This window comes from Haladaptatus ordinarius, assembly GCF_054177595.1.
Map to the genome: position 1 here is coordinate 1 of NZ_JBPEHH010000030.1, position 12,003 is coordinate 12,003.

The 12,003-nt window shown below is 61.8% G+C and carries 12 protein-coding genes and 1 pseudogene; 5 read left to right on the top strand and 8 right to left on the bottom strand.

The window, feature by feature from the left end; translation table 11 throughout:
• A partial coding sequence (locus tag ACR3FF_RS12580) for an IS110 family RNA-guided transposase (RefSeq protein ID WP_458188414.1) occupies positions 1 to 768 on the bottom strand: 768 nt, incomplete at its 3' end.
• A gap of 159 nt (positions 769 to 927) precedes the next feature.
• Between ACR3FF_RS12580 and ACR3FF_RS12585 the strand changes: the two genes are divergently transcribed.
• The 3 genes from ACR3FF_RS12585 (at position 928) to ACR3FF_RS12595 (ending at position 4,364) form a co-directional block, all read left to right on the top strand.
• Positions 928 to 2,289, top strand: coding sequence for an MFS transporter (locus ACR3FF_RS12585; protein WP_458188415.1), 1,362 nt, complete (start codon positions 928 to 930; stop codon positions 2,287 to 2,289).
• 246 nt (positions 2,290 to 2,535) lie between these two features.
• The gene (locus ACR3FF_RS12590; protein ID WP_458188416.1) at positions 2,536 to 2,973 is read left to right on the top strand and encodes a universal stress protein; all 438 of its coding nucleotides are present in this window, start codon (positions 2,536 to 2,538) and stop codon (positions 2,971 to 2,973) included.
• A 266-nt stretch (positions 2,974 to 3,239) separates the two neighbouring features.
• Positions 3,240 to 4,364 (top strand): MBL fold metallo-hydrolase, encoded by a 1,125-nt coding sequence (locus tag ACR3FF_RS12595; protein ID WP_458188417.1) that lies wholly within the window; start codon positions 3,240 to 3,242, stop codon positions 4,362 to 4,364.
• A 178-nt stretch (positions 4,365 to 4,542) separates the two neighbouring features.
• Here ACR3FF_RS12595 and ACR3FF_RS12600 read toward each other — a convergent pair whose 3' ends face one another.
• Positions 4,543 to 5,793: a M20 family metallopeptidase gene (locus ACR3FF_RS12600; RefSeq protein WP_458188418.1), complete on the bottom strand. Its 1,251-nt coding sequence runs from the start codon at positions 5,791 to 5,793 to the stop codon at positions 4,543 to 4,545.
• Positions 5,794 to 5,869: 76 nt separating this feature from the next.
• Here ACR3FF_RS12600 and ACR3FF_RS12605 point away from each other — a divergent pair, with 76 nt between their 5' ends.
• Positions 5,870 to 6,094: a hypothetical protein gene (locus ACR3FF_RS12605; protein WP_458188466.1), complete on the top strand. Its 225-nt coding sequence runs from the start codon at positions 5,870 to 5,872 to the stop codon at positions 6,092 to 6,094.
• Positions 6,051 to 7,081 (top strand): annotated as a pseudogene (locus ACR3FF_RS12610) (alkaline phosphatase PhoX); the annotation flags it as partial. The gene ACR3FF_RS12605 and the pseudogene ACR3FF_RS12610, both read left to right, overlap by 44 nt.
• A gap of 116 nt (positions 7,082 to 7,197) precedes the next feature.
• On the opposite strand, the gene ACR3FF_RS12615 reads toward ACR3FF_RS12610, so the two are convergent.
• The 6 genes from ACR3FF_RS12615 to ACR3FF_RS12640 all read right to left on the bottom strand — a co-directional run bounded on the left by ACR3FF_RS12615 (position 7,198) and on the right by ACR3FF_RS12640 (position 11,996).
• Positions 7,198 to 7,887, bottom strand: a complete 690-nt coding sequence (locus ACR3FF_RS12615) for an ABC transporter permease (RefSeq protein ID WP_458188419.1) — start codon at positions 7,885 to 7,887, stop codon at positions 7,198 to 7,200.
• Between the two features lies 1 nt (position 7,888).
• Positions 7,889 to 8,845: an ABC transporter ATP-binding protein gene (locus ACR3FF_RS12620; protein WP_458188420.1), complete on the bottom strand. Its 957-nt coding sequence runs from the start codon at positions 8,843 to 8,845 to the stop codon at positions 7,889 to 7,891.
• Positions 8,842 to 9,651, bottom strand: a complete 810-nt coding sequence (locus ACR3FF_RS12625) for an ABC transporter permease (protein WP_458188421.1) — start codon at positions 9,649 to 9,651, stop codon at positions 8,842 to 8,844. The genes ACR3FF_RS12620 and ACR3FF_RS12625 overlap by 4 nt, the downstream gene beginning before the upstream one ends.
• A gap of 4 nt (positions 9,652 to 9,655) precedes the next feature.
• A complete protein-coding gene (locus ACR3FF_RS12630) occupies positions 9,656 to 10,558 on the bottom strand; it encodes a glycine betaine ABC transporter substrate-binding protein (protein ID WP_458188465.1) in 903 nt (300 codons plus the stop codon).
• A gap of 130 nt (positions 10,559 to 10,688) precedes the next feature.
• Positions 10,689 to 11,132, bottom strand: coding sequence for a universal stress protein (locus ACR3FF_RS12635; protein WP_458188422.1), 444 nt, complete (start codon positions 11,130 to 11,132; stop codon positions 10,689 to 10,691).
• A 165-nt stretch (positions 11,133 to 11,297) separates the two neighbouring features.
• A complete protein-coding gene (locus tag ACR3FF_RS12640) occupies positions 11,298 to 11,996 on the bottom strand; it encodes a helix-turn-helix domain-containing protein (protein ID WP_458188423.1) in 699 nt (232 codons plus the stop codon).
• Between the last annotated feature and the right edge of the window lie 7 nt (positions 11,997 to 12,003).

The window sequence follows — 12,003 nt, forward strand, 5'->3', positions numbered from 1 at the left end:
TTCGATCCGCGAGTCGCCTGACTCGCGGATCACCGGGTTCAATCCGACGTAACTGACGACTTCTTTGTCACCGTCAAACCGGTCGATCCCACCTAGCTCCGCGTAGATCGTCAGCGCCGTAAAGTAACTCACACCCGGAATGCTCATCAGCAGCTGGGTCTCCTTCAGAGACCCAGCGCGCTCCTCGATCGTCTCATCAAGCTTCTGAATCTCTTCGGTGAGCGACTCGATCAGGTCGAGATACGACTCAAGCAACGCGTCGAACGGCGTCGGGAGCGAGAGTTCCCGCAGGAACTCTCGTCCCTTCACGGTCAGTGGTTTCACGTCCTCAGTGATGCCGTGATCGGAGAGGAGTCCGTGAACCTTATTGGCGTACTTGGTACGGGTTTCGACCAACGTCTGTCGCCCGCGCACGAGTGCGCGGGCTTCCCTCACTTCCTCGGTTGGAACGTAGCTTTCAGGCACCGAGTTCAACCGTAGCATCCGCGCGAGTTCTTTCGCGTCTACGCGGTCGGTTTTCTTGTCAGTGTCTGCGATCTGGTTGAGCTTTTTCGGATGAGCGACGGTTACATCCAAGTGCTCCGACAGCGTATCGTGGATGTGGTAGTAGTTGGAGGTCGCCTCAAGCACGGCTTGTGCGCCGGCGTACCGCTGGGCCAGGTCGTCGAGGTTCGCGTTCTCGACGCGAACCTCTTCGACGATCTTCCCAGCCTCATCCATCACTGCCACCTGTGCGTACCGTTTGTGGACATCAATTCCGAGGTACATGGTTCGTTCACCCGGGACGCCAGTGCGTGAAGCAGTGCTTTCGTCGTTCATCGATGCGATACTGCGTAGATAGTTTCCGGTGAGTGGTGAATTCGAGGGCGTCCATCACCCGTCTCCGATACCGGCACTTCTTAATCCAACACCGACACACCATCGACCATGCCGAATCGTTGGCTCTACTCGTGGGCTGTCGGGTCGGTCGCCTTCGGTGGTGCCTCCCTGCTCGTCCCCCTGTATATCGTCCAGTTGGGTGCGTCTCCGGTGCAGTTGGGTATCCTGGCGTCGACGGCGGCGATTATCGGAGCCCCTGGAGCCATCCTGTTCGGACGACTCGCCGACCGAGTCGGACATCGACGGCCGCTCGTGTTGACCACGCTGGTCACGGTCGCGGTCGTCCTCGCCTCGATTCCGACGTTGACCAGCATCACCGCAGTGATAGTCGCCAACGCGGCTCTCTGGCTGGTCGTGGCGTCGAACGGCCCCGTGCTGACCATGCTCGTCGTCGCAGACGCCCCGGAAGCAGCGTGGAGCGAACGAATCGGGATGCTGAACAAGTACCAGGGGTACGGGTGGGCTGGCGGTCTCGTCCTCGGAACGGTGTGGCCGCTCGCCGGGACGCAATTCGTCGGTGCGACGGCGGTCACTCGAACGTTGTTCTGGGTGCTGGCGGTTTGTGCCGGAGCGAGTGTCGTGGGGGCTGTCAGGTCCTTACCGCGCCCCGATTCACACGTCCCGACGAACGAACGACAAATCCGTCGAATCGCCCGTCTCCTCACGAAGTCGCGGCGCGGCGTTAGAGGAACCACGTTCGCGTTCTCACCGAACCGACTGTACTGGACGACGCGGAAAATTCACCCCCGACGACTCCCCGGACGTCTCGATTCGGCGCTCGTCACGTACCTGGGTGCCGCATTCTTCTTCTTCACCGGATTCGCCGCCTTCTGGGCACCACTTCCGCTGTTCTTCACGAACGCCGGTTTCGATTCCGGGCAGGTCTTCGCTCTGTATCTGGCGTCCAGTCTCACCTCCGCCGTCTTCTACGAAGGGGCCGGGAAGTTCGCGGCATCGTACGACGTTCGACTGCTCCAGTCGGGTGCGCTCACGGTCCGTGGCGTGTTGTTCCCGGTAATCGCCCTCGTCACCGGTCTGGGGACGCTATCGCTCGAAGTCGGCGTTGCAGGCGTGGGCCTCGCCGCCATCGGACTGACGTGGGCGGTCATCGCGGTGGTGGGAACGGCCATCGTCACTCGCCTCGCTCCGCCGACTGTCCGCGGGGAGGTTCTCGGCATCCACACCGCGTTGGGGGCGGTCGCGGGCGGCGTCGGTGGCATTCTCGGTGGCTGGATGGCGACGTTCGGATACCTGGTCGCCTTCGGAGTCGCAGGTGGACTCGTCCTTCTCGGTGCTGCACTCGTCCTCTCGCTCCGAGCGATATCGGGAGACGACCGGCCGAGCGACGTCCCCACCAGGAATCCCGGCGAACGCTCGGGAGATGCCACAGTCCCACCCTCCGAGGATTAAGGAGGAAGGGACGCACAGGTCGACTCGACCACCGCGATTTTCCCCGAACGTCCGTTCTTCGACTCCGAAATCGGACTCTCCTTCGTGTTCCTCCGGGGGCGACCTCGCTCCGACGAATCGACCGCAGATTCGCCGACCGTGATAGCTAGACGTGACGACCGGCGTAAAAACGTCATACCGGCCTTATTCCCGAATAGTGATGTGTAGCTGAACAGTTATACGTGGAGATGTTGAACGGTGTGGTGCATGTTCGAGAAGGTTCTCGTGCCGACCGACGGGAGCGAAGGCTCCGAGCGAGCTATCGAGTTAGCTATCGACATCGCAACAACGTACGACGCCGCTTTGTACACCCTCTACGTCGTCGACGTGGACACTCTCGCAGGAAACGAGGGCGGAACCGTACTCGCGTCACTCGAGAGCGCGGCACAGGATGCGATAGACCAGGCCGTCGAAATGGCCGACGAAGCAGGCGTTAGGACGACCGAAGCCCACGTCGCTCGGGGAGTCCCCCATCGGGCGATTCTCGATTTCGTCGACGAACGCGACATCGACCTCGTCGTCATGGGAACGCACGGTCGGACGGGACTCGACCGCTACCTCCTCGGCAGCGTCACGGAGAAGGTCGTCCGTTCGTCGGACGTGCCGGTACTGACTGCTCGGATGCCCGATTCTGCATCATCGTAACGCTCGCGGTAGCAAACTCGGTCGTCTCGGAATCGACTCGTTTTCCCCGTCGATGGACGAAGTCGTGAATCGCTCCGACGAGCGTCCGTTCGCCAGCCTTCGTGTAGTTTCCACGGTGAAAAGTCGTATCGGTCGCTTTCGGCTCCCCGTCCTCGTTCGTCTCGTTCACGACCGATGATGTGCCACTCACACCAGTCAGTCGGGGCGATTCGTGGTTCTCCGCAAGCGCACCGTTTATACGTCCGGCCCCGATAGTATTGTCCGTAATGAGCAATACAGACTTCGCCTCAGCGGAGGTCAGTCCGAGTGAAGTAGCCGAGCGACGCGACGACGACGAGTTGTTCGTCCTCGACGTTCGGAACGAGGACGACTACGAGGAGTGGGCCGTCAGCGGGAGCTACAACGTCCCGATATACGACGAGCTGCTGGACGAGGATTTCTCGGGGCTGGAGTCCTCGCTCGACGAGATTCCCAAAGACGAGGAAATTGCCGTCATCTGCGTCGCGGGAGTCACGTCGGCGTACGCTGCCGAGTTCCTCACCGAGCGAGGCTACGAGGCCCGTTCGGTCGCCGACGGGATGCGTGGCTGGGGTCGCGTCCACCAGGCGTACGAGGTCGACGGAGAGCGGGGCGTCCTCCAGATCGTCCGACCGGGTACCGGCTGTGTCTCGTATCTGGTGTACGACGGTGACGAAGCACTCGTCGTCGACCCGAGCCAGTACGTCTCTCGGTACCGCGACATCGCCGACGAGTACGGCGTCGAAATCGTCGGTGCCGTCGACTCGCACGCCCACGCCGACCACATCAGCGGGGGCCGCGAAATCGCCGACAAGTTCGACGTTCCGTACTACCTCCACGAGGACGACACCGGGTCACTCGACGAGTACACGCCGATTCAGGACGGTGAGACGCTCCCCGTCGGTGACCGCGAACTCGAAGTCATCCACACCCCCGGCCACACGCCCGGCAGTGCCTCCTTCGCGTTCGGGGGAAGCGTCCTCTCCGGAGATACGCTCTTCCTCCAGAGCGTCGGTCGCCCCGACCTCGAAGACGGGAGCGAAGAAGCGATTCGAGAGGCCGCATCCGATCTCTTCGAGAGTCTTCAGCGACTCGCGGACCGACCCGACGACACCATTGTCCTCCCCGGCCACTTCAGCGACGAGGAGATTCGTCCGCTCGCGACGACGCTGTACAGCGTCGAAACGGACAACGAACTGTTCGAACTGGTCGAGGACGACGACGAATCGCAGTTCGTCGAGACCATCGTCGAGAGTCTCTCGGACACGCCGAACAACTATCAGCAGATAAAACACATCAACTGGGGCGACGAACCCCTCGACGACGACGCGGAAGACCTCGAACTCGGGCCGAACAACTGCGCCGCGAACTGAACGGCGCTGTGAACTGGCAGGCGGAGAACGTGCGAAATACACACCACGCCGCACTTTTTCTGTTTTCCGTGAGCGATTCTCGACCGTCCGGTGAGCGTCGGTTCTTCGCGTGGCGAAAGCACGGGCGTCGCTGACGAACCGAACGCCGGTCGACGGCGAGACCGGGTACAGACGGCTCTCAATCGAGGTGGTCGGCGTACTCGTACGGGAGGGCCGCGTAAACGAGGCTGTTGTCGACCACCGCGTCGACCGTCGTGTACTCGTCGACGGCGTGAACCGTGTCGGTTCCGAGACCGAACTCGACCGTCGGAATGTCGGCGTTCCGGAGCTTCTTCGCGTCCCCACCGCCCGTCGCGCTTCGCCGATAGACGTGTCCCCCGGTGACCTCCTCGGCGGTGTTCGCGACCGCCTCGACGAGCGGACTGTCGATGGGTTCGTAGGTTCCGACGCTCCACGAGACGTCGGTTACGGTGACGCCCTCACAGTCGGAAACGCACTCGCGGATGGCTAAGAGGACGTCCGGCGTGTGGACGCCCGCGGTCAATCGGATGTCGACCTCCGCCGTCGCCGTCACCGGCACGGTGTTGACCGCCTCGCCACCCACGAGGGTTCCGAGGTTGACCGTCGGATAGTCGAACAGGTCGCGGGCGGCGGTTTCCCCCAGCATCGGCCCGTAGTACGCGACGGATTCGTCGACGATGGGTGATAACTCGTCGTCGAGGGAGAGCCGCCGCGTTTCGAGCCGTTCTCTGAGCGTCGTGATGGCCTCGTACAGTCGGTCGATAGCGTTCTCTCCGGCCATCGGGCGCGACCCGTGGGCTGCCTTGCCCGTCGCCGTCACCGTCAGCCAGATGCTCCCCTTGTCGCCGACCGTCACCGAGTGTCGTCCCTGCTCGCAGGTGGTTTCCCCGATGACACAGCCATCCGCGGCGAGTTCCTCGGCGTCCAGCAGGGCACCGAGTCCCGCGTCGCCACCGGTTTCCTCGTCGCTCACGAACGCGAACTGGAGGCTGACCGGCGGCGTCGTGTCGGTTTCGACGAACGCACGAATCGTCTCGAGCATCGCGGCTACTGCCCCCTTCATATCCGTCGCGCCGCGCCCGTAGATTCTCTCACCCTCCCGTTCGCCGAGCGGGTCTCGTGTCCACTCGCTCCTGTCGAACGGAACGGTATCGAGGTGACCGTTGTAGAGTAGCGTCTCTTCGCGCTCTCCGGGAACGGTGAGGAGGAGGCTCGGTTTGGCGGGGTCGATAGCGAACGTCTCGGATTCCAATCCCAACGCGTCGGTGTACTGTTTTATCCAGTGGACGAGTTCGCGTGTCTGACCGGGTGGATTCTGCGTATCGAACGCCAAGCACTCGAGCGTTTTCTCCACCACCGTATCTTCGTCGTCGTCGAGAAACGAAATCGGTGGAACTTGCTCGACCATACCTCGACATTATCAGTGGTCTGTGATAACACAGTAGGTTCGTGTGTATACGTGACGAGGGGGAGAGAAAAGAACGGTGTCGACGCTCGATTCGACCATGGATTCGAACGCTCCCGAGAGTGCGTTCCCGGTCCTACTCGCTTCCTTCGTTCGCCCAGCCGAGGTCTCGAACCTCACCGAAGCGGTTCACACTCGGAAAGTCGGCGATGAGGCCGTCCACACCGAGCGGGCGAACCTGCTCTGCTTGCTTCCAGTTCCGGATGGGCCGGGCGTCCTGGGAGGCACCCGACATCCAGAGTGACAACCGGACGGTGTACGGCTGCTCGGACGGCGATAGCAAAGGAATCTACAAGTTCGTCGCAGACGCGCCTCTCGACAGCTACGACGACCCGATGGATATCGCCGGCACGCTCTACGCGCCGACGGTGACCAACGAAGAGGCCGCGAAGAAGAACCCACCTGCGGACGTCAACCTCGAGTTCGAGTGGATGGAGATGGGACACGCCACCAACCGCGAGGTCGAGTCGTGGATCGCCGAATACGACGGCATCACCCAGGAAGACTACCTCGAGAGTCACGCAGACACCGACTGGGAGGACGACCTCGAGACGGCCATCAAAGAGGCTGACAGGGAAGTCGTCGAGAACGGCAACCGAGACTACGTTACTGACGAGGAGATACTCAGCTGGGCCGAACAGTACGAAGCACACGGTCCGAGCGGTGTTTCGGACGACCTCCGCAAGGTACCCTTCCTGGAGACACGAGCGGCGGCCAAGGAGATTGGCGCGAGCATCGAGTTCAACAAAGCCGAAGGAGTCGACAGCGTCGACGGTGCCGGTCCGGGCGACTACGTCTATTTCGCCATCTCTGAGCTCAACGACGACATGTCCAACGACATGGGCGACATCCAACTCGACCGCGTCGACGGCGGGGTCGTCTACCGTGCCGAACTCGAAGCCGACTACAACGTCTCGACGCTCGACCCGGTCATCGTCGGTCCGTGCGGCGGATACGACGGAAGACCGTGGTCAGTCACTCGACGCTCGACCCGCTCATCGTCGGTCCGGACGCGAGCGACCCTGCCGCCATCGCGAACGACGCGCTCATCAACGTCGACAACGTCTACGTGATGGACGACGGTCGCGTCCTCTGTTGTGAGGACGCAGATAAGTTCGGGCGGTCGTACAGCAACGACTGTCTGTACGTCTACCGACCCGACGACGCAGACTGCGGTCACGGCAACGACGAAGGTGATGACGGGGACAACCCCGGGTCAGGCGAAAACTAGGTCCTCTACACACCCTGACGCTCCCACTCCTTCCCACGAAGACGCGTCGGGGGTCGCGACTTTACCACTCAAACGCCTTTTACGGGTTCGAAACGGTCACTGCCAGGTCGAATTTCTCAGGCCGTCGCGATGTCCTCAGATTGTAGGGCCTCGCCGCCGAGATACCGTTCCAGTAGTGCGAATCCGGAGTCGAGTGTGATGGCGAGGAGTGCGCCGGGAACCGCTCCGGCGATCGCCATCTCCATCTGGTACAGTTTGATACCCTGGAGGACCCAGGTGCCGAGGCCGCCAGCACCGACGAAGAAGGCCAGATAGGCGGCTCCCACGCCGATGACCGAACTCGTCCGGATGCCGGCGAAGATGACCGGGATGGCCTTCGGCAGTTGAATCTTCCGGAGAATCTCCACGTCCGTCATCCCCATCCCCCTGGCTGCCTCGACGATTCCATCGTCCACGCCCTCGATTCCGGCGATGGTGTTCGTGAGGATGGGCAACAGCGCGTAGACGAACAGGCCGGCGACGGCCGTCACGAAGCCGATACCGGTGATGGGTAACATGATGAAGATGATGGCGAGCGTCGGGATGGTCTGGGCGGTGTTGCCGAAGCCTTTGATGCTGGATTTCGCCCGAGGGAACCGCGTCGCCGCGATTCCCAGCGGGACGGCGACCAGTATCGCCAACAGTTCCGCGACTAGCACGAGTTTGATGTGCGTCGAGAGGTGATGGAGGAACTGCGACCAGTGGCTCGTGATGAACTCGTAGGCTCCCGGTATCTCGCCGAGGACGCCAAGCGGTACGACGGCCATCTCAGACCGACCTCCGTGTCGGGTCACTCGTCCCACGGAGGTCCGACTCCTCGACGACGCCGACGACTTGCCCGTTCTGGGCGACTGGAATCCGCTCGTCGTCGGTTTCGAGCAGCCGTGAGAGTGCGACCTGCGCGGTGTCGCTCGGCGTAATGGGTTCGACGTCGGGGACGGGCTGGCCGTTCGCCTCGCACATCACGTTCCTGACCGGCGTGACCTGTAACTTCTTCAGCTCACGGTCCTGGCCGATGAAGTCGCGGACAAAGTCGTTTTTCGGGTTCTCCAGGATGTTCTGCGGCGTGTCGTACTGAACGAGTTCGCCCACGTCGAAGATGGCGATGCGGTCGCCCATCTTCAGTGCTTCCTCGACGCTGTGGGTGACGAACAGGATGGTCACGTCGAGTTCCGCCTGGATACCGAGGAACTCGTCCTGTAGCTCCTCGCGGGTGATAGGGTCGAGTGCACCGAACGGTTCGTCCATCAGCATCACGTCCGGGTCGGCCGCGAGCGCACGGGCGACGCCGACGCGCTGTCGCTGACCGCCCGACAGTTCGGTCGGGTGCTGGTCGGCGTACTCTTCTGCCGGGAGGTCCATCAGGTCGAGCAGTTCGCGGACACGTTCCTGAATGCGGTCGTCGTCCCAGCCTTTGAGTTTCGGGACGGTGGCGACGTTCTCACCGACGGTCATGTGGTCGAAGAGGCCGATTTCCTGGATGACGTAGCCGATGTCCCGACGCAACTCTATCTCGTCTTTCTCCGCGATGTCGGTGCCGTCGAAGTAGACGGTTCCCTCGGTGGGGTCGATGAGTCGGTTGACCAGTTTCATCGTCGTCGTCTTTCCACAGCCCGATGGGCCGACCAGTACCGTCGTCGTTCCCTCTTCGACCTCGAAACGGATGTCCTCGATGGCGATGGTCCCGTCGCTGTACTGTTTCGTGACGTTATCGAATTCTATCATGGTTGTGCGCTCGTGGTTGTGGTCGTCTCAGTGTCGTCGTCGGCTCTCGTGAGCCGCGACGGGGCGATGCCGGCGAGTCCACGGACCGCCCGCGTTCCGAGGTTCGGCTGGATGTCCTCACCGTTTCGCAGTCGGAACGTCTGCTCTATCACGCCGAAGACGTAGTCGATGGTGAGCGTGAGCAGTGCGAGAGCGATGGTCGCGCCGACGATTTCGACCGTGTTCGAACTCCGGTAGCCCTCGAAGATGGGGACGCCGAGACCACCTGCGCCGACGATTTCACCGATGGCGGCGATGCCAACGAGCAAGACGACTGCGTTTCTGACCCCGGACATGACCACCGGTAACGCCATGGGTATCTGTATCTTCCGCAGGCGCTGGAACTTCGTCATCCCGAGCCCCTGCCCGGCCTCGACGGCGGCTTTGTTCACGCCGGTCAGCCCGACGTACGTGTTCCGGATGACGGGCAACTGCGTGTAGAGGATGAGCGCCATCACGACTGGGGGTGACCCGGTTCCCAACGACGGGAGGAGCAACGCGAAGAGAGCCACTGACGGAATCGTCATCATGATGCCCGCCAGCCACAGCACTACCGTCGCGAGTTTGTCGTTGTAGGTGATGACCGTCCCGAGGACGACGCCGAGCGGAACCGCGATGACGAGCGCCCGCAGGACGAGGATGGCGTGCTCGCGGGTGTATCCGAGCAGTTGTGACTGGTTGTCGACGAAGTACTGGAGCACGTTGGTGAAAAAGCCCAGTACGACGGTGGCGGGTTCACCAGCGAACAGGACAGCGGTAGTGGTCATGACGTTAGACGATTCCTTCGGACTTCAGGTAGTTCTTGGCGACCGTCTGTGCGTCTTTCCCCTGGATGGAGACCTTCTCGTTCAGCGACCGGATAGTGTCCGTCGAGAGCGCTTTCGCGACGTCGTTCAGGGGCTTTTTGATACCGGAGTTCTCGTCGAGAACCTCCTTTCGAGTCATCGGCGCGGGGTTGTACACGGGGAAGAACCCTTCGTCGTCTTCGAGCGCAGTGAGGTCGAACTTCAGTATCTTCGGATTCGTGTTGAACCCGCTCCCGAGGATGGCCTGACCGTTCCCGACGACCTTGTAGGTGAGCGCCGAACCGACGTTCTTGACGTTGAGCTTCTTCGCGGCGTTCGCGAAGTCGTAGTGTTTGGTCACGCCGGGCCACCCGTCCTCGCGCTGTTCGAACTCGGCGTTCATCACGACTGTGCTGTTGGTGTTGCCGTCTTTCACCCACTTAGAGAAATCGGTGAGGCTGGAGATGCCCTGCTTTTTCGCCCACTGTTTCCGGGCCAGGAGGACGTACGTGTTGTTGAACGGCGAGCGTTCGAGAAGGGTGATGTCGTATTTCTTCTCGAACTCTTTCTCGACTTTGTTGTAGATCTTCTCCGAGTCGGTGATGACCTCGTCGTGTTTCGGTGGGAGCGTCGCCCAACTCGTTCCGGTGTACTCCCAGTAGAGGTCTGACTCGCCGTTCTTGAGCGCCTCGAAGTTCGTGACGGTGCCACCCAGACCGACCTTGTCTTTCACCTCAACGTCCGTGTTGGCCTTCAGCGACTCGACAGCGAGATAGCCGAGTATCTTCTGTTCTGTGAACGATTTCGAGGAGACGGCGACAGAACCGCTGCCACCGCCGCCTCCCCCGAGAATTGCGGAACACCCTGCAGTCGAAGTCAAGCCAGTCACGCCAGCCACAGCCCCAGCTTTCCGCAGCGTTTCTCGCCGTGTGGTCTCTCTTCTCATGGCTATCACACCATAAGATGAATATCCCGATTAATTATTGCCACAAACATCTCCTGGTCTTTAAGTACGTACGTCAGGCCACCCCTGCCGGAACGATGGTCACGGGGACACTCGCGTTGAGGACGACTCGCTGGACGGTGCTGCCGAAGACGGCTTTGCCGGCCGGACTCCGCTTCCTGCCGTAGAGGTAGAGGCGGTCTGCGTCTTCCGACTCGGCCACGTCGAGGATGGCGTCGGCCGTCCGGTCGTCCTCGCGGACGCCACGCGGCGTCGCGTCGAGTCCGCCGTCGATCAGAACTCCGGTGGCCGCATCGACACCTACCTTCCGGGAGGCGAGGTCGTTCACCGAGAGCGCGTCGTCGTCGAGGTTCGCCCTGGTCGACGCCACCTCTCCGTCGTCGAAGACGTGCAAGACGACGGCTTCGGTGTCCTCGTCTTCCACGTTCGTGACGACTTCCGCCACGTCTCTGGCCCACGGTGCGTGATTCTTCACCGCCAACAGGACGGTAGTTCCCATATCGGAGGGAGAACCGATGTGGCTATCATTCGATTGCCTCACATGTGGTCGACTATAAGTCGCCGCTCCGTGGCGACGCCCTCGCACCGAGCGACGCGGCCGACTCGAATCGCGCCAGCCCGTCACCGAACGCGCCACGGCGAAGTGACACCGAAGCGCGAGCGGTCAGCTATCGTCCGCTGCGAGATTGATGTAGGTCACCAGAAACTCCATGAACGTACGCTCTGCCTTTCGGAGGTGGTTGGACGCCGTCGACTTGGTGATGTCCATCTCCTCGGCGAGTTCCTCCAGCGTCGTTCCGCGGGGAATGTCGAAGTAGCCCTCCTCGAGTGCGAGTGATATCAATTCGCGCTGTCGGGGTGGGACGGTACCGAGGAGTTCCTGCCACTCCGCCGCACTCGGCGTCACCCTCCGACTGAAGTCGTTGGAGATGCGTTCGACTACGACGGGGCCGAACTCGGAGAGCACTTCCGTCGCCTTCGAGAGTTCTTCGCGGTCGTTCAACAGCAGGTCGAAGCACTCGCGACCGTCTTCGAGTTTGGTCGGCCCGATGGGGAGAAATCCCTCGTAGAGCAACGTCTGTAGCGGCGTGAACTCCGTGAGCGACCCGCGGATGAACAGCGTCGCCGACTCCCGGTCGGCGTGTTCGAGTTCGAATCGCTCGAGCACGTCGACCTCGTCCGTCGATCGGTGGTCTTCGATGACCGCCAGTGACGCGTCAAGTTCGTTCGTCTCCAGGGCCACGATGCCGATGTAGCGCCGGTTCCGAAACGTCGACGCGACGAACTCCGCGAAGACGCCGTATCGTTCGAGTTCGGCGGTCCAGTCCTCTTCGTACTGGACACAGACCTTGGCGGTGAGCATTGATGGA

Excerpts from the sequence above, each read along its gene's own strand:
- ACR3FF_RS12585 (WP_458188415.1), top strand. The coding sequence starts at position 928 with ATGCCGAATCGTTGGCTCTACTCGTGGGCTGTCGGGTCGGTCGCCTTC.
- ACR3FF_RS12590 (WP_458188416.1), top strand. The coding sequence starts at position 2,536 with ATGTTCGAGAAGGTTCTCGTGCCGACCGACGGGAGCGAAGGCTCCGAG.
- ACR3FF_RS12595 (WP_458188417.1), top strand. The coding sequence starts at position 3,240 with ATGAGCAATACAGACTTCGCCTCAGCGGAGGTCAGTCCGAGTGAAGTA.
- ACR3FF_RS12600 (WP_458188418.1), bottom strand. The coding sequence starts at position 5,793 with ATGGTCGAGCAAGTTCCACCGATTTCGTTTCTCGACGACGACGAAGAT.
- ACR3FF_RS12615 (WP_458188419.1), bottom strand. The coding sequence starts at position 7,887 with ATGGCCGTCGTACCGCTTGGCGTCCTCGGCGAGATACCGGGAGCCTAC.
- ACR3FF_RS12620 (WP_458188420.1), bottom strand. The coding sequence starts at position 8,845 with ATGATAGAATTCGATAACGTCACGAAACAGTACAGCGACGGGACCATC.
- ACR3FF_RS12625 (WP_458188421.1), bottom strand. The coding sequence starts at position 9,651 with ATGACCACTACCGCTGTCCTGTTCGCTGGTGAACCCGCCACCGTCGTA.
- ACR3FF_RS12635 (WP_458188422.1), bottom strand. The coding sequence starts at position 11,132 with ATGGGAACTACCGTCCTGTTGGCGGTGAAGAATCACGCACCGTGGGCC.
- ACR3FF_RS12640 (WP_458188423.1), bottom strand. The coding sequence starts at position 11,996 with ATGCTCACCGCCAAGGTCTGTGTCCAGTACGAAGAGGACTGGACCGCC.